This window comes from Acinetobacter sp. V115_6, from assembly GCF_031799025.1.
GTDB classification, from domain to species: Bacteria; Pseudomonadota; Gammaproteobacteria; order Pseudomonadales; family Moraxellaceae; genus Acinetobacter; species Acinetobacter pittii.
This window is the reverse complement of sequence record NZ_JAVQNO010000018.1, coordinates 43,280-69,417: the sequence shown is the minus strand read 5'-3', so window position 1 is coordinate 69,417 and position 26,138 is coordinate 43,280. Positions and strand designations below refer to the sequence as shown.

17 protein-coding genes are annotated in these 26,138 nt (G+C 41.9%); 15 read left to right on the top strand and 2 right to left on the bottom strand.

Annotated features, from left to right (window positions below; genetic code table 11):
- Position 1 precedes the first annotated feature (1 nt).
- From mmsB to RMA94_RS06225, 6 genes are all read left to right on the top strand, one after another.
- On the top strand, positions 2 to 892 hold the full coding sequence (gene mmsB, locus RMA94_RS06250; RefSeq protein ID WP_311082255.1) for a 3-hydroxyisobutyrate dehydrogenase: 891 nt from the start codon (positions 2 to 4) through the stop codon (positions 890 to 892).
- 77 nt (positions 893 to 969) lie between these two features.
- Positions 970 to 2,619 (top strand): AMP-binding protein, encoded by a 1,650-nt coding sequence (locus tag RMA94_RS06245; protein WP_311082252.1) that lies wholly within the window; start codon positions 970 to 972, stop codon positions 2,617 to 2,619.
- Positions 2,620 to 2,630: 11 nt separating this feature from the next.
- Positions 2,631 to 3,758 carry an acyl-CoA dehydrogenase family protein gene (locus tag RMA94_RS06240; protein ID WP_001160774.1) on the top strand — a complete coding sequence of 376 codons (1,128 nt, stop codon included), beginning with the start codon at positions 2,631 to 2,633 and terminating at the stop codon, positions 3,756 to 3,758.
- 21 nt (positions 3,759 to 3,779) lie between these two features.
- On the top strand, positions 3,780 to 4,553 hold the full coding sequence (locus tag RMA94_RS06235; RefSeq protein ID WP_199978275.1) for an enoyl-CoA hydratase: 774 nt from the start codon (positions 3,780 to 3,782) through the stop codon (positions 4,551 to 4,553).
- A gap of 12 nt (positions 4,554 to 4,565) precedes the next feature.
- Positions 4,566 to 5,591, top strand: a complete 1,026-nt coding sequence (locus tag RMA94_RS06230; protein ID WP_311082249.1) for an enoyl-CoA hydratase/isomerase family protein — start codon at positions 4,566 to 4,568, stop codon at positions 5,589 to 5,591.
- Positions 5,592 to 5,711: 120 nt separating this feature from the next.
- Positions 5,712 to 7,064: an MFS transporter gene (locus tag RMA94_RS06225; RefSeq protein ID WP_311082247.1), complete on the top strand. Its 1,353-nt coding sequence runs from the start codon at positions 5,712 to 5,714 to the stop codon at positions 7,062 to 7,064.
- Between the two features lie 89 nt (positions 7,065 to 7,153).
- Here RMA94_RS06225 and abaI read toward each other — a convergent pair whose 3' ends face one another.
- Both abaI and RMA94_RS06215 read right to left on the bottom strand, forming a co-directional pair.
- Entirely contained in the window at positions 7,154 to 7,720 is a 567-nt protein-coding gene (gene abaI, locus RMA94_RS06220; protein ID WP_311082245.1) for an acyl-homoserine-lactone synthase AbaI, read from the bottom strand.
- A gap of 63 nt (positions 7,721 to 7,783) precedes the next feature.
- Positions 7,784 to 8,200, bottom strand: coding sequence for a DUF4902 domain-containing protein (locus tag RMA94_RS06215; RefSeq protein WP_311082243.1), 417 nt, complete (start codon positions 8,198 to 8,200; stop codon positions 7,784 to 7,786).
- Between the two features lie 783 nt (positions 8,201 to 8,983).
- Between RMA94_RS06215 and abaR the strand changes: the two genes are divergently transcribed.
- The 9 genes from abaR to RMA94_RS06170 all read left to right on the top strand — a co-directional run bounded on the left by abaR (position 8,984) and on the right by RMA94_RS06170 (position 26,044).
- Positions 8,984 to 9,700: a LuxR family transcriptional regulator AbaR gene (gene abaR, locus RMA94_RS06210; protein ID WP_057085479.1), complete on the top strand. Its 717-nt coding sequence runs from the start codon at positions 8,984 to 8,986 to the stop codon at positions 9,698 to 9,700.
- Positions 9,701 to 10,398: 698 nt separating this feature from the next.
- Complete coding sequence (locus RMA94_RS06205; protein ID WP_075383952.1) at positions 10,399 to 12,288, top strand: fatty acyl-AMP ligase; 1,890 nt, start codon at positions 10,399 to 10,401, stop codon at positions 12,286 to 12,288.
- Positions 12,289 to 12,338: 50 nt separating this feature from the next.
- Complete coding sequence (locus tag RMA94_RS06200; protein ID WP_311082318.1) at positions 12,339 to 14,114, top strand: acyl-CoA dehydrogenase; 1,776 nt, start codon at positions 12,339 to 12,341, stop codon at positions 14,112 to 14,114.
- Positions 14,111 to 14,371 (top strand): acyl carrier protein, encoded by a 261-nt coding sequence (locus tag RMA94_RS06195; protein WP_002118032.1) that lies wholly within the window; start codon positions 14,111 to 14,113, stop codon positions 14,369 to 14,371. The genes RMA94_RS06200 and RMA94_RS06195 overlap by 4 nt, the downstream gene beginning before the upstream one ends.
- Positions 14,368 to 18,327 (top strand): amino acid adenylation domain-containing protein, encoded by a 3,960-nt coding sequence (locus RMA94_RS06190; RefSeq protein WP_311082239.1) that lies wholly within the window; start codon positions 14,368 to 14,370, stop codon positions 18,325 to 18,327. The genes RMA94_RS06195 and RMA94_RS06190 overlap by 4 nt, the downstream gene beginning before the upstream one ends.
- A 24-nt stretch (positions 18,328 to 18,351) precedes the next feature.
- On the top strand, positions 18,352 to 22,098 hold the full coding sequence (locus RMA94_RS06185) for an outer membrane lipoprotein-sorting protein (RefSeq protein ID WP_311082238.1): 3,747 nt from the start codon (positions 18,352 to 18,354) through the stop codon (positions 22,096 to 22,098).
- Positions 22,095 to 23,369 carry a porin gene (locus RMA94_RS06180; RefSeq protein WP_311082237.1) on the top strand — a complete coding sequence of 425 codons (1,275 nt, stop codon included), beginning with the start codon at positions 22,095 to 22,097 and terminating at the stop codon, positions 23,367 to 23,369. Before RMA94_RS06185 ends, RMA94_RS06180 begins: the two co-directional genes overlap by 4 nt.
- A gap of 55 nt (positions 23,370 to 23,424) precedes the next feature.
- Complete coding sequence (locus RMA94_RS06175) at positions 23,425 to 25,290, top strand: alpha/beta fold hydrolase (RefSeq protein WP_130625803.1); 1,866 nt, start codon at positions 23,425 to 23,427, stop codon at positions 25,288 to 25,290.
- A complete protein-coding gene (locus tag RMA94_RS06170) occupies positions 25,283 to 26,044 on the top strand; it encodes a 4'-phosphopantetheinyl transferase superfamily protein (protein ID WP_311082236.1) in 762 nt (253 codons plus the stop codon). The genes RMA94_RS06175 and RMA94_RS06170 overlap by 8 nt, the downstream gene beginning before the upstream one ends.
- Positions 26,045 to 26,138: the final 94 nt, after the last annotated feature.

The following is a 26,138-nucleotide window of genomic DNA, read 5'->3' as shown; positions in this document are numbered from 1 at the left end:
GATGAATATCGCCTTTATCGGTCTAGGCAATATGGGCGGCAGAATGGCCCATAACCTACTAAAAGCCGGAATCAAAGTTTATGGTTATGACCTCAGTGACGTTGCTATTCAGCACTTTGCCGAGGCAGGTGGTGTGGTCTGCGACAGCCCGCAGGCAGCAGCAAAACAAGCTGATGTGGTCATTAGCATGTTGCCTGCGGCCAAGCATGTTAAAGAAGTTTACTTGGGTGAAAATGGTGTTTTAGAAGTACTAAAAGCAGGTAGCTTATGCATTGATAGCAGTACCATTGACCCACAAACCATTAAAGACATTGCTGCTATTGCGCATAGTAAAAATATTAAAATCTGTGATGCACCCGTCTCTGGTGGAACCATTGGTGCTCAAGCAGGAACCTTAACCTTTATGGTGGGTGCCGATGATCAAACCTTTAACGAAGTAAAACCTGTGCTTAGCCACATGGGCAAAAATATTGTTCATTGTGGTGATGTCGGCGCAGGTCAAATTGCCAAAATCTGCAACAACCTGATTTTAGGTATTTCAATGGCTGCTGTTGCCGAAGGTATGGCACTCGGTGTAAAGCTGGGCATCGACCCACAAGCATTGGCAGGCGTCATTAACACCTCAAGCGGTCGTTGCTGGAGCTCGGATGTGTGTAACCCATGGCCACATATTAATGAAAATGCGCCAGCATCTCGAGGTTACCAAGACGGCTTTGCAACTCAGCTGATGCTAAAAGATTTAGGACTCGCTGTCGAAGCGGCAGGCCAAGTCAAACAGCCCGTTGTATTAGGTGGCATGGTGCAACAGTTGTATCAGCAAATGTGCATGCGCGGTAATGCCAATCTCGATTTTTCGAGCATTATTCAGCAATACCTGCCACAAGAGGCATAACGGTAAAGCCAAAGGATGGCTTTAAACACATTAAACCCTGTCGTGAATAACAACAAATCCGGACTGAGGGAAAAGATATGATGGATTATCAAAATGCTGCACAGACTTTCGATTTGGAAAGCACTGCAAAACAGATGTTATCAGGTTCACTTGATGCCTTAAATGCTTGTTATGAATGCTGTGATCGACACGTAGATGGCGACAAAATTGCGCTGTATTGGCAAGGAAAAGACGGGCGAAAAGAGCAATATACCTTCCGTGAATTAAAAGAGTGGTCGAGTCAATTTGCCAACTTTCTAAAATCACAAGGGGTAAAAGCAGGCGACCGTATTTCAGGTCTATTACCAAGAACACCTGAATTGATCGTGACTATTTTTGCAGCTTGGCGAATTGGTGCTGTCTATCAACCACTATTTACTGCATTTGGCCCAAAAGCGATTGAGCACCGTATTCAGCTTGCACAAAGTAAGCTGGTGGTGACCGATATGGGCAACCGTAGCAAGCTTGATGAAATTGAAAAGTGCCCTGCAATTGTGACTGTCGCCGACGCACAAGGTACTCCGCTTAAAGCAGGCGATTTTAACTTTTGGAATGAAGTGAAGCAGCAGTCAGATCAATGTGATTTGGTCATGCGTAGCATCCAAGATCCTTTCTTGCTCATGTTTACTTCAGGCACTACAGGGCCAGCTAAACCATTGGAAGTGCCATTAAAAGCACTAATTGCCTTTGGTCGATATATGCAAGATGCTATTGGTTTAACCGAAGAAGATTCATTCTGGAATATTGCCGATCCGGGTTGGGCGTATGGTCTGTACTATGCGATTACTGGGCCGTTATTCTTGGGTCACGCTACTTTGTTCTATGAAGGTGGTTTCAGCACAGATAGCCTATGCCAAATTGTGAAAGATTATAAAGTTAACAACTTGGCAGGTGCACCAACCGCTTACCGTATGATGATGGCGGCTGATCCAGCACAAATGGCGCCTTTAAAAGGGCAGTTCCGTGTAGTGAGCAGTGCCGGTGAACCGCTGAATCCAGAAGTAATACGCTGGTTTAAACAAGTGCTTGATGCTCCGATTTATGACCATTACGGACAAACTGAAGTGGGTATGGTGGTGTGTAATCATCATGGTTTAAAACATGAAATTCATGCAGGTTCAGCAGGTTTCCCAAGCCCGGGCTACCGTGTTGCGATTGTCAATGAACAAGGTGAAGAGCTTCCAGCGGACACCCCAGGAATTTTAGCAGTCGACATTAGCCAGTCTCCAATGATGTGGTTCGGCGGCTATAAAGAAAGCCGAAAATCGCCTTTCGTGGGTCACTACTATTTAACTGGCGACACTGCCGAGCTTCATGCCGATGGCAGCATGAGCTTTGTTGGTCGTAGTGATGATGTAATCACTACATCGGGCTATCGTATTGGGCCTTTCGATGTAGAAAGCGCACTACTCGAACACGATGCTGTAATTGAAGCAGCAGTGATTGGTGTGCCTGATCCGGACCGTACCGAAGTGGTTAAGGCCTTCGTAATTTTAGCTGCGGATGCTCAACCTTCCGATACGCTTGCTGAACAACTCAGTCAATTTGTAAAAAAACGGCTTTCTGCACATGCATACCCACGTTTAGTTGAATTTGTGAGTGAATTACCTAAAACTCCAAGTGGTAAAATTCAGCGCTTTTTATTGCGTAATCAAGAAATTGCTAAACAACAAGCTAAAGCAGGGTAAAGGAAATAATAATGCAATTTACCGAAGAACAATTACTCATTCGTGATATGGCGAAAAGTTTCGCCCAAGAACAAATTAAGCCTAATGCTAGCGATTGGGACCGAGACGGAACTTTCCCAAAAGAAACTCTGACTCAAATGGGGCAACTCGGTTTTATGGGTATGCTTGTTTCAGAGCAATGGGGCGGTTCAGACACGGGTAACTTAGCCTATGTACTGGCACTCGAAGAAGTTGCGGCGGCAGATGGTGCAACTTCAACCATCATGAGTGTACATAACTCGGTTGGTTGTGTGCCTATTTTAAAGTTTGGTACCGACGAGCAAAAAGAGCGCTTTTTAAAACCTCTGGCGCAAGGTGAAATGATCGGCGCTTTTGCTTTAACTGAACCACATACTGGATCAGATGCGGGAGCCATAAAAACCCGAGCAGTGAAAGATGGTGACGATTACATCTTAAATGGTGCCAAGCAGTTTATTACCTCTGGTGATAATGCTGGTGTCATTATTGTGTTTGCCGTGACCGATCCGAGCGCAGGTAAAAAGGGCATTAGTGCCTTTTTAGTTCCACGCGAAACTCCAGGCTATGAAGTGATTCGTGTTGAAGAAAAACTAGGTCTGCATGCGTCGGATACCTGCCAAATTGCGCTGACAGATGTACGTATCCATAAAAGCTTAATGCTGGGTAAAGAAGGCGAAGGCCTGAAAATTGCTCTCGCCAATTTAGAAGGTGGGCGTATTGGTATTGCTGCACAAGCAGTCGGTCTAGCACGTGCGGCGCTCGAAGAAGCGACTCGCTATGCCAAAGAGCGCATTACTTTTGGAAAACCAATTTTTGAGCATCAAACCATCGCGTTTCGCCTTGCCAGCATGGCAACTGAAATTGAAGCAGCGAGACAACTGGTTCACTACGCTGCGCGTTTAAAAGAAGCGGGGCAACCATGTCTCAATGAAGCTTCAATGGCCAAGTTATTTGCTTCGGAAATGACGGAGCGCGTGTGTTCGAGCGCCTTACAAGTGTTTGGTGGCTATGGTTATCTCAGAGACTTCCCAATTGAACGTATCTATCGTGATGCCCGTATCTGCCAAATTTACGAAGGCACGAGTGATATCCAACGTTTAGTGATTGCACGTAGTCTATAAAACCAGAACAAGGAATAAATAATGCAGTGGCAAAGTATTTTATTAGAAAAGCGTAATGGGGTTGGACTGATTACATTAAATCGCCCTCAAGCGCTCAATGCTTTAAACAGCGAATTAATTAGTGAAATTAATCAGGCATTAGATCAGCTCGAAAAAGACCGCGAAATTGGTTGCATCGTATTGGCAGGTTCTGAAAAGGCTTTTGCCGCAGGTGCCGATATTAAAGAAATGGCTGATTTGGCATTCCCTGATATTTATTTAGATGATTTTTTTCATCTTGCAGACCGTATTGCGCAGCGCCGTAAACCTCTAATTGCAGCGGTGAGTGGCTATGCATTGGGTGGTGGCTGTGAGTTAGCGCTGATGTGTGATTTTATTTATTGTGCTGATAACGCCAAGTTTGGTTTACCCGAAGTCACTTTAGGTGTGATTCCGGGTATTGGTGGCACACAACGCTTAACCCATGCGATTGGTAAAGCCAAAGCAATGGAAATGTGCCTTACCGCTCGTCAAATGGACGCTGTAGAAGCAGAACAAAGTGGTTTAGTTGCACGTGTGTTTACTAAAGAAGAATTACTTGAACAAACCGTACAAGCCGCTGAAAAAATTGCAGCACGCTCTTTAACTGCAAACATGATGCTTAAAGAAACCATTAACCGCGCTTTTGAGGTAAACCTAACCGAAGGCTTACGTTTTGAAAGACGCATGTTCCATTCAATATTTGCAACATTTGACCAAAAAGAAGGCATGCAGGCTTTTGTTGAAAAACGAAAGGCAAATTTTAAAAATCAATAAGAGATCAATAAAATGAATACAGAAAATCACTTAATGATTGAGCAACAAGGTAAGTTGGGCATTATTACCTTAGACCGTGTGACTCATCTCAATGCATTGTCGCTAGATATGATTAAAAGTATTGGTGCCCAATTGGAACTGTGGCGAAATGATGTTGCTGTTCAGGCAGTGTTAATTAAGTCAAATAGTCCAAAAGCCTTCTGCGCAGGTGGAGATATCCGCTATCTCTATGACAGTTATAAAAATGGCACGGCCGATTACAAAGGCTACTTTAGTGCCGAATATAAAATGCTAAATATACTGCGTGAATATGAAAAGCCAATCATTGTTGTGCTTGATGGCTATGTATTAGGTGGCGGTTTTGGCTTGGCTCAGGCTTGTCACATTGTGGTGAGCAGCGAAAAGTCCAGATTTGCCATGCCTGAAACAGCGATTGGTTTTTTCCCAGATGTGGGTGCAACACACTTTCTGTCTCGCCTTGATGATATTGGCGTTTATATGGCAATTACGGGTGAACAGATCAGCAGTAGCGATGCGCTTTACCTCGATTTAATTGACTACCATGTGCCAAGCGAGCAGTTACAAGCGTTGCAAGATGCTCTCGTTGAAGCGCCAAGTTTAAGCAAAGAGGGAATTGAACGCATCATTACCCGATTTATTACTCGCCCTGCCGAAAGCGAATTAAAACAATTGGCTGAAGGTATTCGTAAACACTTTGGATATCAGCATTTAGATGAAATCGAGCAAAGTCTTGAAAATGAAAAAGATGAAAGCTTAAAAACTTGGGCAAGTAAGATGCTCAGCATTTTGCAGCAGCGCTCATTTATTGCTAAACAAACCAGTTTAAAACTACAACATTTAGGTCGAGGGCTCTCTTTACCTCAGTGCATGCAGCTTGAACGTGATTTACAAGATATCTGGTTTGAGCATGGTGACTTTATTGAAGGTGTCCGCGCTCTCATTGTCGATAAAGACAAACAACCACAGTGGCAAGAACGTAATTCGAAATTTGAGCCAATTTTAGAAAAATTGAGCTAAACCGAATTACAAAAACATAAAAAGCTTAAGGAGATAAAGCGAGACCTGAAAATGCTTATGGTCAGGGCTGGTCATAAGCATAAAAAAGATAAAACAAGAAAATCTAAAAAGGATATTACGATGCAATCAATACATGGAAACGGTTCAAATACTAAAAAGTCGTCACATCGATTAGCAGGCATCTCTAGCATGGTCGGCACCACCATTGAGTGGTATGACTTTTTTATTTACGGTGCGGCGGCAGCGCTCATTTTTAATAAGCTATTTTTCCCAAATCTAGATGCACTTACGGGCGTGCTTGCTGCATTTGCCACCTATGCCGTAGGGTTTATTGGAAGGCCATTAGGCGGCTTAGTCTTTGGTCATTTTGGTGACAAGATTGGTCGTAAATCGATGTTGCTACTGACCTTGATGCTCATGGGGATCCCAACCGTACTGATTGGCTTATTACCGACTTATGAATCAATTGGATATTGGGCTGCGATTGGTTTGGTTGTCTTGCGATTCATTCAAGGTATGGCAATGGGCGGTGAATGGGGTGGTGCTGTGCTCATGGCCGTTGAACATGCACCAGAAGGCGGTAAAGGATTCTGGGGAAGCTTGCCTCAAGCCAGTACAGGTGGTGGATTAATGCTTGCCTCAATCGCGTTGGGTCTGGTGTCGTTATTACCTGAAGAAGCACTGTTTAGCTGGGGTTGGCGTTTACCATTTCTTGCCAGCATTATTTTACTGGCAGTAGGTTGGTATATTCGTGTAAAAGTGCCTGAGTCACCAGATTTTGAAAAAGTAAAACAACAGTCTGAAGAAGTCAAAGTTCCTGCTTTACAGGTTTTTAAAAACCATCCAAAGCAACTCATCACCATTATTTTGGCTCGCGCAGCTGAGAATGCATGGTTTTATATTGCCTCAACATTTACATTGGCTTATACCACTGCACAACTTGGAATTCCACGCCAAGACATTTTATTTGCCACCATTTGCGGCGCAGCCGTCATTTTATTTATGACGCCGTTATGTGGACATTTTTCGGATAAAGTCGGCCAACGCAATATGTTTATGTTTGGTCTATGCATATTGGCGCTTTACTGCTATCCATTCTTTACCATGCTCAACACAAAAGATCCTGTATTAGTTTGGACAGCAATTGTTTTAGCGATTGGTGTTGTGTTCCCAATTATGTATGCGCCGCAAGCTCAGCTTTTTGCACGTCAATTTCCAGCGGAAATTCGTTATAGTGGAATCTCGATTTCGGTACAGTTAGCTGGCGTATTAGGTGGTGGTTTGGCACCGATGATTGCTACTAAATTGTTGAGTATCGGGCAGGGTAATCCATATCTAATTATGTTTTATATTGGAAGTATGGCTGTAGTCGCAATTATATCGACGTCATTTATGCCGCGTGATTGGAGTGCTAAAACGGATGAAGCTTATTATAAAAAGTCGAATTTAAATTTAAAAACCAAAATTGATTAATAGGTATTCATGTTTCTTAATCGTATTGCTACCTGACTATATAAAAATTGGGACTCATGCAAAAATAGGTATGAGTCCCAAATAAGAAATTAAATATCAATCAAGCATGCAAACATCGCATAGCCATCAATAACCATGGGTGGGCCTGCACGATGAGCACGAAAACCCGCAGCACGTAATAACCGCTCTACCCCCAGAGGAGAGGTGGTAATGAGTTGTTTTGCGCCTTGTTCTCTTGCGAAGTTGATAGATTCTTGCAGAATTGCAATAGAGACGGGCGATGACACAGCTTGACTAGCTGAAGATGGCGGATTCGAGAAATCTACGGCTGAGAATCTTGATAACTCCCAAATTTCTGGTGAGCAAGGAATAGGCATTCCATTAAGTAATTGAGGAAATATCTCACCAAGTAAATAAGGTTGAGTAGTCGGTAGTAATCTGGCACAACCAATAATATTAGATTCTCTATCTTGAGCGACGACATAGGCGGTATCGATTTTGTCAAACTGATCTAGTTCTTCATTATTAGGACAGTTCAACTCCCAACCTAAATATTCAACAAATACCCTATAGCGGTAATTTTTAAATTTAGTATATAGGCCTTCTGAAAAATTATTTTGAAATCCAGCAATAACATTCATTACAAGTGCTTCCACTTATTTTTCAAGTGACTTTACTTAACAGGTGGGGAAGCGGTAACTGTAAGAATTTACAGGTTTCTAAGAGAAATATGGAGTTAATTTAGCCATTGTTTGGGTTGTATTGATTTGGGCATAAATGAACTGTTCCCAGAACAAAGTATCGATTTTCTTTTCAATTAGTGTTTCAGTAACTTCAAATCCAATATCTGTACCAGATACATCAACAAGCATAATATTGCTTCGAGGCAGTCCAATTCTTTTTATACTCGTGATGCCATTGTACTCAATAAATTCCCAATCCCATCCCGTACTTAAAGCTGGGGGCAGTGATGTTGCCCATTCAGTAAAACCATAATAGAGAATTTGAGAATCTTCAATTTGTGTTGATTCAACAATAGATATGAGATGTTGGAGTGGATAGTTCATAAGCTGGTTTTCATTCAGTCGAATAAAACCATCTGCTGATATTGAGAAATGAGGGGGGATGGTGACCATGCTACCTGTTCAAGTGACTTGAATTGGGGTTCAATGGATAAATAACATAAATTATTGCCAATAAAATACTGTTATGTTTAACAGGTTAAATGTAATTGTATGGCATACACCGTTAAGCTGTTCTTACTAGAGAGTTATTCAGATATTAAGGCTTACTTATGAAAAAACGAGAATTTTGTAGTTTTAATATGCAAACTGCCTTTTAAAAAATGCTAGATAGATTGGAGTTGTTGTAGATCTTTTAGTATGCATCAAGTCTCATTGTTAAAATAATAATCCTAAGCAAGGTGAGTTGTAATGTAATTGCTTGATTTATTAAATTATTAAAGGTGTATTTAGTTTCTTTACATAATAATTAGTAAAATTATACCGGCTAGATAGTTGATAGAAAATATTGTTTAATTAAATTAATGAAAACTGAATATTAATAATAATTAATAGATCTTCTAATCTTTTTTTAAAATACTTATTTTTTGGAATAAAATGCATCCTGTAAAATTTAATTTTTCAAGCATAATCCGCACATGGAATATAACAACCTTAGAAGCTCTCATAAATTTAGTTTGTCTGAATAATTTGCAACCATATCTGGCTTAAAAGAGTTGTTAATTAGATGATGAATTCAAAATCTGAAATTGAGAAATCAGATAAATAAAATTAGGTATTTAAAAGCTTTGTTGAAATAAAGGTAAACGAAGAGACCTACGCTTCAATTGGATTGTTTGAATTCACAATATGCAACTGAACAAAAAATGATTTGTGAATGGAGTCTAATGAGAGTAAATGGAAAATTGGCAAGAGGATTTATTATCAGAATTTCTGATCGTAAAAAATGAATACCAGCTGTTTGAGATCGTTAAATCTACAGCTTCAAAGCTTGGATTTGATTATTGTGCTTATGGTATGCAGTCGCCATTATCTATTGCTGAACCAAAAACGATTATGTTGAATAATTATCCAGAAGCATGGCAAAAGCGTTATTTGGAACAGCATTATGTGAAGGTAGATCCAACTGTGCAGCATTGTATGGTATCACTTCAACCTCTTGTCTGGTCGAGCCAATCTGCAAAGACACAAGAAGAAAAAGATTTCTGGGAGGAGGCGCGCTCTTATGGCCTTAATGTCGGTTGGGCTCAGTCAAGTCGTGACTTTATTGGAACCAGAGGGATGTTAACACTCGCAAGATCCAGTGACCAATTGTCGGAAAAAGAGCAAAAGGCACAATATACAAATATGTATTGGTTGTCTCAGACAGTGCATTCTAGCATTGCTAAAGTTGTAAATGAGGTGGAATTCGCTCAGTTTAATCTTTATTTAACGAACCGAGAAAAAGAGGCACTGCGTTGGACTGCTGAGGGTAAAACGTCAGCAGAAATTGCCCAGATTCTAGGGGTGACGGAAAGAACAGTAAATTTTCACCTCGGAAATTCAATGCAGAAGTTAAATGTGAATAATAAAATTTCAGCAGCTATCCGAGCTGTGATGTTAGGACTTTTATAAAGTATATGTATAAATAATACATCTGAATAAAGTAAATGCTTGTAATATTTATATTTTAAATTAATTGTTACCACGACTTATTATAAAAGTTATTTATCTAAATTTTATTTTGAAATTAAACCGAATGGGAAAATTTAGTTCTATATTATTTTGTTATTCATGATCTTATATGAAAGTCAAAGTTAATTATATTGATTTGTAAAATTATATATTGTTTGTAAGAAATTATAATGTTGAAGTGTGATTTATTTTTAAATGAATAATATAGGTGGATTGTTAATCTATACTTAAATGGCTTATTGCTATAAGAAATTAAATCTCAAAAAATCAAAAACTAAAATATCAATAAAAGAATTATACGAGCTAAGAATTCGCTTATGGATTGAAAGCTTTTAGATACTTGTTTAATACTAAAAAAGTAAAGATAAAAATGAATTTAATTTTTAATCTAATTGCAAAAATAAAAAATAGAAATGAGTAAGACAATTTATAAAAGGTGTCCAGCTTCTCGATTTTTATAAATATAGGCCAACCTGTAAGCACTTACAGGTGTAATAAATGGCACCCACACATAAAATATAATGTGAATTTATATTTTAAACAAAAAATATATTCATTTTTATTAAAAGCCCCGACGAGAAATGTAATTTCTAAATTAGCGAATTTTAAGGGTGCATTATAATTAATCGGAGTAAGTTATGGCTGTAATGGATACGGATAATATCATTGCAACATTGGAATCCCACGCAAATTTAAATGGAAGTAAGGTTGCTTTCGAGTATTTAGGGCGTCAATCGGGTGGTATTCAGTCTCTTACGTATAAAGATTTGAACGCTCGGGTTCAACATCAAGCTCAGGTATTAATGAATCTTGTAGACAGTGGTGATCGCGCTGTATTGCTGTTTGAGCCTGGGTTGGACTTTATCGTATCGTTCTTTGCCTGTCTAAAAGCTAAAATTATCGCGGTACCCGTCAGCCTACCTTTTAATCGTAATGGTTTTTCTAATATTTTGAATATTATGAATGACTGTGAGCCAAAAATAGTACTCACCACCAAAAAGATTCTTGAGCTATCAGGTCTGATCACATTAAAAGCTCAAAATGAAAGCTTAATATTACATGCCGTTGATACTGAGCTACAGCGTGATTTGGTACAAAAAGATTTCCCGCTCATTACTGAAGAAGATATCTGCTTCCTACAATACACTTCGGGATCAACAGGTTGGCCTAAAGGGGTAATTGTTACCCATAAGAATATTATGGCAAACGAAGTCATGATTGCTGAAGCTTTTGGCACACAACCTGAAGATATTGGCCTTACATGGCTACCTGTTTACCACGATATGGGGTTGATTGGTTCAGTTTTGCAAACTGTGTATGTGGGCCTGACTTGCTATGTCATGTCACCGCTGGACTTCATTCGTAAACCTCTAAAATGGTTGCAATTTATCAGTGAAAAAGGTGTCACGATTACTGGTGGACCAAACTTTGCTTATGAATTATGTCTGCACCGCATCTCTGATGAGCAGGCTGCATCACTTGATCTGAGTCGTTTACGTGTGCTGTTTAATGGTGCTGAGCCGATCAAGGCTCACGTCATGCAACGCTTCATGGAAAAGTTCAATACCCAGTCGAAACTGAGACTAGATACTTTCTTGCCATGCTATGGATTGGCAGAAGTTACGCTTTTAGTTAGTGGCGTAACTGGCCCTCTCAATGCAATTTCAATCGATCGTGACAAGTTAAATGCCAATCTGATACAGGCCAGTCAAGATCAGACCGCCGTGCAAGTGGTGAGCTGTGGCAAGATCTCGGCACATATTGATTGCCGTATTGTCAATCCGCATACCCGTCAAGAAGTAGCGGCTCATGAAGTTGGTGAAATCTGGCTAGCAGGTGAGAGCGTTACAGCAGGTTACTGGCAGAAGCCAGAGGTCAATCAGGAAACTTTTGCGGCTACTATCATTGATGACGCGGGTCAGCCGAGTCAAGTGCACTACTTGAGAACGGGTGATATGGGCTTTGTCAAAGACGGAGACCTATATGTAACTGGCCGCCTTAAGGATGTGATTATCATCCGTGGCAAGAACTATTACCCGCAAGATATCGAGTGCTCTGTTGAAATGGCACATCCTGCTGTTCGTAAAGGCTGTGTTGCGGCAGTGAATGTTGCTGATTCTGAGGGTGTTACGGTTGTACTTGAGATCAAGAAGAAATCACTAGACAAGACTCTCAATTTTGAAGCCATTAGAACTCAGGTCAAGGAACAAGTGACAGCTGATATTGGCTTACCTGTAGAAGGCGTCTATTTACTGCATCAAGGCCGAATTAACAAAACTACTAGCGGCAAAATTAGAAGAAGAAAAATTAAAGAGCAAATCGAACGCGGTCAATTGGTTTGTTTAACCCATCCAAACCGTAGAACAGTGATTGCTCGAAACTATGTCAAAAACGGCTTAGAAGTCATCCGTGATCGTGAGCAGCGGGGGCAGCTGATTCGTTATAGCTCCAATCTTCTCAACTCAATGATCAAGGAACGTGAAGTACGCGCGCTGATTTTTAATCGTCTGAAAAGTGCTTTGTTTTAACCCTTACCCTTTAATCATTTGAGTGAAAATCCATGTCACTTACATCTAATTTGCGGCAGTTTCAGTCTGCTGCTCGTCTGGAGCAAATTTTAGGCTCCGTACATGATAACAACAACGATTTTTCTTGGTCCGCTGCCATCGAGCGTGATGAGAAGGAGCAATATCCTCAGCGTGCTGTTGATTTTCTGAATGCGGTGGGTATGAACCGTTTCTATGTACCTTCAGAGCTCGGAGGTCGTATGGAAATTGGTGAAGAGTTGCTATATCTGCATCGTGTGTTGGCACGACGAGATCTAACTATCAATTCGACCTATAGCACGAACGCTTGGTCTGTGATTGTGTGGATCGGTGGTAATCCGAATCAATGCCAAAATATTGCTAGCCGAATTTTAAGTGGTGCTGCTCCAGCATTGGCTTATAGCGAGAAAGCGCATGGTGCTGACCTATTATCTAGTGAAGTGATAGCACAGCCTGCCGAGAGTAAATACATCTTAAATGGCGAAAAATGGTCAATTAACCGCGCCACTTTAGGAGACTCTTTAAGCCTGATCGCTAAAACATCGAACGATCGTGGACCACGTAGTTTGAGCGCATTCTGGCTTGATAAGCGTCATATGGCTTCTAAAGGAACCTATAGTCTGAACCGCCTACCAACAGTGGGCATGCGTGGTTTAGATATTAGTGGTATTGGCTTTAACAACGCTGAAATTCACAAAGATGCTTTGATCGGTGAAGAGGGCCAAGGGTTGGAACTTGGACTCAAAACCCTACAGGTAACGCGTGCATATTGCAGTAGTTTCTCGCTGGGGGCTGGCGATACGATGCTACGAATCGCGACCGAGTTTGCTATCGAACGCGAGTTATATAACAAAAAAGTAATAAGCATTCCACTGGTGCGTGAGCAGCTCGCTACAGCCTATGCCTATCTATTAGCGGCGGAGGTGTTATCACTCGTTGGCGCGCGCGGATTACACGTTTGTATTAATCAGTTCAGTACATGGTCGCCAATCGTCAAGGTACTGGTGCCTGAGTATGTAGAGTCACTTGCCAAGATCACTTCTTCAGTGCTTGGGTCACGTTTCTTCTTAAGAAATGCATATGCAGATGGAATGTACCAGAAAGCATTCAGAGACCATCTGATTGTTAGTGTGTTTGACGGAAGTAGCACCGTTTGTCTAGACAGTCTGAGTTTTCAGCTCAAATCAGCCAATAAAGGTCGTAGCAAAAAAGCCGACCATCTCAACCAAGCCGAAGCCAAAGCACGTTATCGCCAGTTGTATGACTTACAAGTGGAGACAGACGCTATTGATTTCCGTGGGCTTGAGATTTTCAACCGAGATGGTGATTTGGTGATGGAGTCGCTGGGGACAATCATTGAAATGCTCAACGATGCCGAAGCCACAGTAGGGTTGTCTACTGAAATGCTATCTACGCTACGTGAGCATGCAGACCGGCTTCTGGTTGAACAGCGTTCATTGGATCAAAAAATTCAGAATTACTTTTCAAACTCTGAGGAAAGCAAAGAGTTTGAAACTTTGCGTTTTAGTCTCGCTCGAGGCTACGCAGAACTGTTTGCCCGCATTGCTGTGCTGGGTTTCTGGGTCTTCAACCGTCATGGCTTAAGGACTGCTTTAAAGGATGGAGCATGGTTGATCATTTTCCTAAATGCTGCGGAAGGGCAGACATCTCCCCCTATTACGTCATTACGTGAAAGCACATTAGCAGATTTGCTAGACCAAATTTCAACCAACCACATGTTATCTGTTATCGATTTCGCATTGGCACCGCGTGATGCCAAACCAGTTAAAGAGGAGATTACCCCATGAATAAGGATAAAGTTTACTGGAGCGCGATCATTCGTACGCTAGTAGCTAAAGAGATGCGTGTAGAGCCTGAGACGATTGATCCAGAGCAAAAATTTACCAGTTATGGTCTTGATTCGATCGTTGCTTTGTCTGTGTCTGGGGACCTAGAAGATCTGACAAAACTGGAACTTGAGCCGACACTGCTATGGGATTACCCAACAATCAATGCATTGGCTGAATATCTGGTTTCTGAGTTGCAACAGGGAGTTGCTTCATGAATAACATTGCGAGCTTAGAACCAAAAATTCTGTCGCGTCATGCGATTTCTGCAGAACAGCTTGGTATTTGGTATATCCAGCGTCTTGAGCCAACTTGCAGTGCCTACAATATGGTGGTGGCTTTTGATGTGAAGGTCAACCAGCCATTAGGCAATAAGCCGATGGAGATTTTGGAAGCAGTGTTACATGATTATCCGTTACTACGTGTAAGCATGCCTGCCAATGATCAGGGTATCGAGCAAATCATCTGGGATCGTGTATATCCTAATATCATTCTCTCTGATGCTCGTCATGTTGAAGCTTCTGATTTGACGAAATTAGTCGAACAGGATACCAAGCAACCATTTGACCTAACTCAGCCACCTTTGTGGCGTATCCATTGTTATGAGCGTGGTCAGAATCACTATGTGATTGCAGTTGTGATTCATCATGCCTTAATGGATTTCTGGTCAATTGGCTTGTTGCTGCGTGATGTCTGCAAGCGTTTTGGGCTAGTGACAGAGTCAAATCTAGTGAACGGAATCGAGTTCGCTCAATATGCAGATAAGCAGAAGAGCAACGTGATTGGTGATGCTGATGAAAGCTTACTGTTTTGGAAAAATGCGTTAAAGCATGCTCCACATGTGCATAGCATTCCACTTGATTATCCACGTCCAGCTGTGCAACAACATAAAGGTAGCTCGGTAATTTTCCGTGTACCTGAGTCAGTATCGTCTGGTCTTGTAAACTTGGCGAAAGATTATGAAATTACCTTGTTCGGTCTTGTACTATCGGGCTTCTATATCCTGCTGAACAAACTATCAAATGAAAATAATCTAGTCGTTGCCACAGCAGTAGCAGGTCGACTTGAACGCTCTTTGCGCAATGCACTAGGACAGTTTGTTAATACAATTGCTCTTAACATAGACATCGATGCTGATCAGACTTTACGTCAATTTACACAGCAGGTGCAGGAACAATTAAAACAGAGTCTTAAACATCAAAAAGTTGCTTTTTCCAGAGTGGTTGAAGCTGTTTCACCAAAGCGTGATGGCAGTATCAACCCATTGGCTCAGGTTGGAATGTTCTGGGAACGTCTAGGTGGTTTGGATGAATTTAAAGAATTACTCTTACCAATCCAGAATCCAGCTACTTTAGCTGGTCAAGACCTTACGCTAGGAAGCTTTCCGGTTCGCCAACAAGAAGGCCAACTAGATATTATGCTAGAAATGGGTGGTGAATATCAGGGTGAACTGATTGGCGTACTGAAATACAACTCTGAAATATTTTCTGCGGAGTCTGCCGAGAATATGGTGCAACTACTGCAAGTTGTATTATCGGAAATGGTGGCTCATCCTGAACGTAAGATCGTTGAGTTAGATATCGCACCTGATTATGCGAATGGCATTCAGCTAGGCTATCTACGTGGTCAGGTGACTGATTATCCTCGACATGATCTACTGGGAATGATTCTAAAGCAGATCGATGAGCGTGGTCACAATCATGCTATGACCTCTAGAGATCATGCTGTCAGCTATCATGAGTTAGGTCAGCATATTGCTGGGATTGCTGAATATTTACGTGCACATGGTATTACCAATGGGGATCGTGTAGGTCTGATGGTAGACCGCACTGTGCTATTGCCCGCGGCAGTCCTCGGAATCTGGGCGACAGGAGCAGCATATGTACCGTTGGATCCTAGTTTCCCAAGAGAACGTTTGCATAACATCGTAGAAGATGCTGAACCTAAAGTCATCTTGACCCAAACTGACTTGATGGATGCTCTTACAGTCTCTGTACCACGTCTAGATATCAATCAAGCTGGTGTTGTGCCCCTTGAGCAAGTACGTGAGACGCTTGCCTTTGGTGATACCGCTTATGTGATGTACACCTCCGGCTCGACAGGTAAACCTAAAGGCGTGCGTATTGGGCATCCTTCAATAGCTAATTTCTTGTTGTCTGTAAACGATAGGCTGCAAGCAACTGCTGATATGCAGTTATTAGCGATCACGACTTATGCATTTGATATTTCGGTTGTTGAACTATTGATTCCACTAATGTACGGCGGTGTGGTACATGTGTGCCCACGTGAGATATCTCTAGATGGGAACCTGCTGGTTGAGTATATGCAGGCGAAGTCGATCAATGTTATGCAGGCAACGCCGTCCTCTTGGAAAATGCTATTGGACAGTGAGTGGAAAGGTATCCCACATCTAACTGCCCTTAGCGGAGGCGAAGCGCTAGATCCTGTACTCGCAGAAAAACTACTGAGCAAAGTCAGCTGCCTTTGGAATGTCTATGGCCCGACCGAGACGACTGTATGGTCCAGTGCAGCCCACATCACCGATGCCAAATATATTGATTTAGGCGAACCAATGGCGAACACCCAGCTTTATGTTCTTGATGAACAGCAGCGATTGGTTCCACGAGGTGTTATGGGAGAGCTCTGGATTGGAGGCGATGGTCTTGCAGTCGATTACTGGCATCGACCTGAGTTGACAGATGCACAATTTAGAACTTTACCATCCCTACCAAATGCTGGTCGACTCTATCGCACCGGAGATAAAGTCTGTCTGCGAATGGATGGGCGTTTGACTCATCATGGACGTCTGGATTTTCAGGTCAAAATCCGTGGATTCCGTATTGAGCTAGGCGAAATCGAGAATGTCCTCAAACAGATCGATGGTATTACAGATGCAGTAGTCTTGGTTAAGACCACAGCCGACAACGATCAGAAGCTGGTGGCTTATGTGACCGGACATGACATTGAAATGGCTGGTTTAAAAAAGACTCTGCAAATACATCTTCCGGCTTATATGGTGCCAAGTACGTTTATCCGATTGGATGAGTTTCCAATGACGGCTAACAATAAGTTAGATCGTAAGGCATTCCCTGAGCCAGTGTTTGAGCAGAGCAACGATTATGTTGCTCCACGCGATTCGATCGAAATCGAGTTATGTACTACCTTTGAGCAGATTTTGTCAGTCAAGCGAGTTGGTATACATGACGATTTTTTTGAGTTAGGTGGACATTCATTATTGGCTGTGAAACTTGTCAATCATCTCAAGAAGGTATTTGGTACCGAATTATCAGTTGCTTTACTTGCACAGTACTCAACTGTTGAGAGTTTGGGAGAGATCATCCGTGAAAATAAAGAAATCAAACCTTCAATCGTAATCGAACTGCGCCGCGGAACTTATGAACAACCGCTGTGGCTCTTCCATCCGATTGGTGGCAGTACCTTCTGTTATATGGAACTCTCGCGTCATCTCAACCCGAACCGTACTTTACGTGCTATTCAGTCTCCGGGTCTGATTGAAGCAGACGCTGCTGAAGTGGCGATTGAAGAAATGGCGACACTCTATATTGCTGAAATGCAAAAAATGCAGCCTCAAGGGCCTTATTTCCTCGGTGGCTGGTGTTTCGGTGGTGCGATTGCATACGAGATCAGTCGTCAGTTGCGTCAAATGGGGCAGCAGGTCACAGGAATTGTCATGATAGATACACGTGCTCCAATTCCAGAGAATGTGCCTGAAGATGCTGATGATGCCATGCTTTTGTCTTGGTTTGCTCGTGATTTGGCTGTGCCTTATGGCAAAAAGCTGACGATATCAGCGCAATACTTGCGTGAATTGAGTCCAGATCACATGTTTGATCATGTGCTTAGAGAAGCTAAGGCCATCAATGTCATACCTCTGGATGCTAACCCATCAGATTTCCGACTTTACTTTGATACCTATTTGGCTAATGGCGTCGCACTTCAAACCTATTTCCCAGAGCCTGAAGATTTTCCGATCCTCTTGGTTAAAGCCAAAGATGAGTCTGAAGATTTTGGGGAAAGTCTCGGCTGGGATCATTTGATCAAAGATACGCTTACACAAGTGGATCTACCTGGTGACCATTCATCGATTATGTTCGCTGAGAACGTTGCGGCTGTGGCCAAGGCAATTGATCAGATGTACCCAATTCCTGCATAAGAAATACAAGAAGGTAGAACCACTATGGTGACCATAGAACATGCTTTCCTTATACCGGCCGAGATTGATAAAGTTTTTAAATATCTTGCAAACCCGGGCAATGATGCAAGCTGGCAATTGTCATGTAAGCATTCAGAGCTACTAGACACTACTCCGCGTGTGGGCAGCAAGTATGAACTCAATTTGAGCTTTGCTAGTCGTGAGTTGGCCTTTAAAGGTGAAATTACACATCTGGTACCGAATGAATTGTATGCCTTCCAAGTGTTAGAAGGACCGTTTTATTACAAAGGTACTTATCGCTTCAAACCTCATCCAGAAGGTACATGGATTGAATGGTTGTTTGAGGCAGAGCCGGGCGGCTTTTTTGGTGTATTTCCTAATGCACTGCTAAAAAAAATGGTTCTTGCCCAGTTCAAAAAAGATCTTGCTAATCTTCAGGCGCTGGCTCAGAAGGGCGGAACCTATGAGGCAGTGAGTACACAAACGCAAGAGATTGAAGAGCCATCGGTAGAAGTCAAAAAACCATTGCAGGAGATAGAAGAACCATCGCCAGAGATCAAAAAACCATTGCAGGAGATCAAAGAATCATCGCAAGAGATCGAAAAACCACTTCAAAAGACTCATCTAGTGATGGAGCAATATGCGCGATGGATTCTCAGACATCGCCGTATTGTACTGACGGTGGTCATGCTTTTGACGATTGCTTTGGCATATCTTGCATCTGGTGTAAAAATTATTATTGATCCAGGCGCACTTGCACCGAATGGGCATCCTTATATCACCTCGACCAAGCTGATCGAAAAAAAATTCGGCTCCAAGTATATGGTCGTGATCGGTATTACACCGAAGCAAGGTGATATTTATCAGCCGCAAGTGTTGGAAAAAGTCAAACGTATTACCGAAGAAGTGGACAACGCCCCCGGCGTTGTTCGATCAACTATGATGAGTTTGGCTGCACGTCAAGCGAAAGGGATCATGGCTAATTCGGAAGGGTTTGATGCCAAAAAATTATTGCCGACCAGTTCTGTAACTCAGGATGATATCGATCAACTGAAAAAAGTGTTGGCAATGAATCCAACTTATATGAATTCAGTGGTGTCTAAAGATCAAAGAACTGCTGCAATTTTGCTTGAGCTTGAGGAAAGTCCAGAGGGCTTCCAGAAGATGATGGCTCCGATCAACAAAATTGTAGAAAGCGAACAATCTAGAGATATGACGCTCAGTGTCGGCGGTAATCCTGTCTATCTAGATAAAGCTGAAGATTACTCTAAGCGTATCAATATCTTGTTCCCGATTGCCGTACTGGTGATTGGATTGTTGCACTTTGAAGCATTCCGCAGTAAGCAGGGTTTGATTCTGCCACTCGTTACAGCTTTGCTTGCTGTGGCATGGGGTATGGGCATGATGGGGCTGTTCAAACAGCCTATGGATATCTTTAACTCACCTACGCCAATTCTGATTTTAGCTATTGCAGCAGGGCACGCCGTGCAGTTGCTCAAACGCTACTATGAAGATTTTGATCGTCTGATTGCTCAAGGGATGCAACCTAAAGCTGCCAATAGCGAAGCTGTGGTGCAGTCTTTAGTTCGTGTTGGTCCAGTTATGGTGCTGGCTGGCGGAATTGCGGCGGCTGGATTCTTCTCTCTGTTGACCTTCAATATTCCGACTATTCGTTCATTCGGTATTTTTACTGGAATCGGGATCATCAGTACGCTGATCATTGAGATGACTTTTATTCCAGCACTACGCTCAATGTTGCCACCGCCTTCGGTTACGAAGGTCAAACGCAAAGGGCTACCGATCTGGGATTGGATTCCAAATCGTATTGGCGATGCCATTTTGTCAGTTCGTCCACGAATGATATTAATGACTGCGATTGCGGGAATTGGTGTCTTTCTTGCGATCGGCACGAGCCGTATTGTGGTAGATAACGATAGTCGGAATTTCTTCTCTCGTGACCTACCGATGCAGCAGGATGACAGGTTCTTGAATCAGTCACTTGGTGGCACAAACAGCCTTTATATTATGGTCGATACGAAGGTTCGTGACGGTATTGAAAACCCAGAGATCCTAAAAGCGATTGATAATACAGAGAAGTTCGCGAATTCAATTCCAGAGGTTGGTAAAACAATCTCTATCGTGGACTATATCAAACGAATGAATCAGGCAATGAATGCCGATCAGCCACAGGCATTTCAGGTTCCTGCAACCAAAGATGTTGTTGCTCAATATCTGCTGTTGTATTCAATGTCTGGTGAGCCGACTGATTTTGAATCCTACATTGATACTACTCAGCGCTATGCCAAGATCACGATTCTTATGAAAACGGGCAGCAACCACCGTATCAAAGAAATCCTTGAGTCGCTAAAAACGTATATGGCGGCTCAATTGGGTGACAAGGCTGTAGTGAGTTTTGGTGGTGACGTGACGCAAACCATTGCTTTGACTGAAACAATGGTTCACGGCAAGCTTATGAACATTCTACAAATTTCATTTGCCGTATTCTTTATTTCAGCACTGGTCTTCCGTTCGATTTCAGCTGGACTGATTGTTCTGACACCACTTTTGTTCTCAATTCTTGCCATCTTTGGTGTGATGGGCTGGCTCGACATTCCGCTCAATATTCCAAATTCCCTTATCTCGGCCATGGCTGTAGGTATTGGTGCGGATTACGCAATTTATTTCCTCTATCGTTTGCGTGAAATCTTGCGCGAAGAAGGTGGAGATATCAAAGATGCTATTCGTAAAACATTAAGTACTGCTGGTAAAGCTTCTCTTTTTGTCGCGACTGCGGTCGCTGGCGGGTATGGCGTATTGTCGTTGTCGCAAGGCTTCCACGTACATCAATGGCTGGCGATGTTTATTGTGATTGCGATGCTATTCAGTGTGTTTGCAACCTTAATTATGGTACCTACAATGATTCTAATATTAAAACCTCGTTTCATCTTTTCCTCAAATAAGAAAAGCATCCCCGTTGCACAAACTATTGTGACAAGCCTTTTGTTAGGTACTGCGCTCACCTTTTCATTACCTAAAACATCTCATGCAGATGAAGTTCAAGACATTGTTAATCGTAGTGATGATGCCTCTAAATTCCTGACTTCAAGTGCTAGTGCCAAATTTATTTTGACTTCTAAAAATGGCGAGCAACGTGTGCGCTTGACTAAAAATATGACCAAGCTTGCTGGAAATACTCAGAACAATATGCGTTTGACCGAGTTCATCTCGCCTGCAGATGTACAGGGAACCACGACGCTATTGATTGAGAACTCAAAAGGCAGTGATAGCATGTTTGTCTATTTGCCTGCATTGAAAAAAGTACGTCGTCTTGCATCAGCGAATAAGGGGGATGCTTTTATTGGTACGGACTTTAGTTATGGTGATGTACTTGGCTATAAGTTAAGTGACTGGAAGTACACCAAACTTGCAGATGGCAAATTTAATGGCAAAGATTGCTATATGATCGAAGCAACGCCAATCAATAATACGGTGAAGAGTGACTTTGGTTATAGCAAACGTCGCATGTGCATTCTCAAAGACAACTTTGTTACAGCAACCATAGACATTTGGGATACAGCAGGCAAGCCGTTAAAGCATATTGAGTTCACGGATATTCGTCCTTACGGCAAAGTGAAACCAAGATGGCAAGCCATGAAATCTATGGCGAAGAATCTGCAAACTCAGCATATGACACAAGTGATCGTCAATGATTTTGTCGCAGAAAAAACCTTATCGGATAAGCTTTTCTCACCTCAGAGTCTTGAAAAATGACGCAAGGTGCCTATTGGGTATTTGCATGCTGCAGTAGCTTTATGCTACTGCAGCATGCTTATGCAGATGACAGCGAAATGAGTTTTGTGAGCCAGAACTCAGCCAGACTCGATGTCTGGTCATCAGATCGTGATTTAAGTTCGTTAAAAAACATTGGGCAAGCAAGTTTCTGGTCCAATGGTACGCTCAAGTTTAACCCTGAGTTTAAGATCCATTACGACATAAATATTGGAGACGAAACGGACCATACTGTAAACCCAGATCAGGTGAGTAAGGTGAATCGCAACTTACGTGAGTTGTACGCCTCTTACAACTGGGATCAGACGTTCTATCTTGATGTTGGCCGCCAGATTGTCGTCTGGGGGAGAGCTGATGGGATTAATCCAACAGATAATCTATCACCCCGTGACTATACGCGCCTAGTGCCCGATGAGACAGATCAACGTCTTGGAAATGATACAATTAAATTGACATATATTCCTGAATCAGGAACCAATAAATGGACAGCATTGTGGTATCCGCGTAGTCGTTCAGATGTGATTCCATTGCGTCAGATTTCTGGTGTCCAGTATGAAATAGATAAGAAGAGCCGTCCTGCATTTGCAATGCGCTGGGATTATTCTGTAGATGGTCTAGATGTGGGTGCATCGTATTTCTCAGGTTTGGACCACATGCCCGATCTGTCAATTATTTCTGCATCTCCAACAGGGGAGGCAACATTGCAGCTGAAAAATAATTCTATGTCCGTCTATGGATTTGATTTCAGTTATAACCATAACGATATCGTATGGCGCGGTGAAGCTGCCTATACAAAAACTGACTCGAATGGTAGTGAAGATCTTACGCACAAAAAAAATAATCTGACCGTGGTCATGGGTCCAGAATTAGCATTGAAGAATTCCACCGTGAGTTTAGTAGGTGTCTATAAACATACGGAGGACTTAAGATCTGCCGATAGTCTAACAAATCCATTATTGAGAGAAGTTTACCGTTATCAGCAAACCATCAGTAACCAATATGAGCGTGATCAATATGGAGCTATGCTGCGCTATGCACTTAACCTCCTGAATGACAATCTAAAGTTAGAAGTAACAGGTTTCTATTTTGCACCAGAGCCCAATGAGATGCTGAGAGTTCGTATTAATTACAACCTTAATGATCACTGGCAATTGAATGCAGGTGGTGATCGGTTCTGGGGCAGAAATGATACGGTGTTAGGACAATTTAGAGATAACAGTCTGGTGTATGCCCAGGTTCGATATAACTTTTAAGATAATTCGCTCCAAAAACAATGCTGGAGTTTGCAGTCCCTAATTAAGGTGATTTATGAATAATTTAAATAATGCAAAAAAAGATAATTTTTCACGGAAGACCATATTAGTAACAGGTGCAGCAGGTTTTATTGGCAGCAGATTGATCGTTGAACTTCTACGAGAAGGTCATCAGGTGATTGCTGCACTACGCAATGCGGCAACTAAGAAAGACAAGCTATTAGGTTTCATTGCAACACAAGGGCTGACAGATCCATCTATTTCTTTTGTTGAGTATGATTTAAGTCATGACTTTAAGTTGGACTCTCTACTAACGGATGCTCAAAAAAAGATCCATGTTGTTTATCATCTTGCAGCATCATTTAATTGGGGCATTAGCAAAGCTGAAGCTCAGCGTACGAATGTTAAATCAGGACTTGCTCTAATTGAATGGGCTGCGACATTGAAGCAGCTTGAGCGATTTATCTGGATTGGTGGATATCGTGTCGCTACTCCGCCGCAAGAGTCTGCTGATGATTTGTATTATAAATATGGTGGTTACGAAGCTTCGAAAATTTTAGGGCATCAAGCTTTTATTGAGACATGTAAGCGTTTAAATGTGCCATGGACCGCAATAAATCCGGCGACAGTCATTGATGGTTTTTATACTTATGGCGATATGCAATATATTGGTATTGCCGAAATGATTGATAAGTTATATCAAGGACGTCTGCTGGCGCTGCCTGGTGGGAGTGATACATTCCTACCACTCTGCAATATGCAATATATCGTGAGCTTTCTCATCCGAACGATATCTTTTCCTGAGACCATTGCTCAGGAGTATGTATTACTTGATCCTGCGACACCTAAATGTCATCATCTAGTTAACCTAGCTGCTGAGCACTTAGGGGTTATCGCACCACATTTGCAAATACCTAAAGTTCTGCTCGAGAAATTACCTGAGGTATTGCTGGGTGGCTCAAAAGAGCAGCTCGCTTTCATTTCTAATGAAAACTATCATGTCGCTGAGACAGAAAAGATGGCTGTTAAGATGGGTATCGCAGACCTAATCAATACCAGTCCTTATTTTTCTCGTTGGATTGATCGTCTGGTGCTTACACGTTTTGGTCGTATGCAAGCACCAACACCTAGCTGTTTCAGCTATCAGAATCGATATTGGACAGAAATCTACACTAAACAACCAGTTGGTTCAGAAAAATCTTCTGCATTGTTTTTACACGGCATTCCATTCGATAGCACATGTTGGTTCCCAATAATTAATAAAATCACCTATGATCAGGTTGCTATGATGGACCTACCTGGACTTGGGCGTTCAGGTAGTTATGGGGTGATGGAAGATAACAATCATCAGTTTATTGATAATGCTGCAAAGCTTTTAGCACCAAATAGTGTTGTTATTGCTCACTCGTTAGGATGTTTATTTGCATTGAGTCTTGCACAGAAATATCCAAATAAAGTTGCACGTCTTATCCTTATATCTCCTTATTTCGTGCAGGCACAGGCCGCAAAAATACTTCAAATACAAACGATCTCTAATCTAATTTTCCGTTTTGTATCGAAAGATAAGATTGCTAAAAATCTGCATCCAGATGGGCAAAAAAATCTATCTGTTGGTTATGCGATGGATTCATTACGCCGAGTGTCGGTAGCCAAGCATATTAGTGAGTATATGCATCGTATTAGTTTGCCTCAGCAGAGAGTATCTCAAACAGCTTTGTTAAACGAACTTGGCTCTAAAGTTGAAATCATTGTTGGAGAGAAGGACCCAATTGTTACTACAATAAGTCCTAATATCCCTGTACATATCATTGCTGGCGCAGGCCATAATCCGCACGTTACTCATGTAGAAGCGGTTTATGATTATCTCACACCAGTTCTAACTAAATACATCAGCACCACAGTACAGCTCAGTGATGTCTGATATTTCCAAAGTACAGGTTTATGTCTGCCCAGTTTCACGGGTGCCACAAAACCATCTCATATTGAGTCATTATCTCAGCTTTCTCAATGCGGCAGAAAAGTTGAGATATGATCAATATCATCCTCATGCTGCACGTCTTTTCTTAATTTCTCGTGTCTTAACGAAGTCTGTTTTAGCAGATAAGTTAGGTATTTCACCCCATGAGGTCAACATTCAATTACAACCTAACGGCAAACCTTTTATACAAGGCAATAAAGCTGTTTATTTCAATCTTAGTCATTCAGCAGACGTTATTGTTCTTGCGGTGACTGAAGAAGGGGAAATAGGAGTCGATGTTGAACGGGTGGACCGTGAGTTCGATTGGATGCGTGTCGATAGCGTGTTAGCGCCAAGTGAAATTGAATGGATTCAGGAAAATGAAAGGATTGATCCATCCACTGTATATCAACGGTTTTTTCAAATATGGACCTTAAAAGAATCCTATATTAAATGTACTGGCGAAGGAATGAGTCGTCATTTAAAGAAGCTCAACTTTCATGTGTTAGCTGAACATATAGATTTTCTCGATTCAACTCGTGATATTCAAAAGGCAGAAGAATATTATTTCCAAAGCTATGTCTATGATCATAACTTTATCTTTTCGATCTGTTTACAACAAAGATGTAGTCTAGAGCGCTTTAACTTGGATTGTTTTCAATTAGTACCATGTATATCTACGCATCGCATAACGCCAGTACCGTGCAAATATAACTAGATTAACTCGATACAATTAGTGGTTTAAAAATCTGAGTCTATTAATGAAACACTCGGGCTTGAGTCGAGCTATTCTCAAAATATGTTGTGAATCG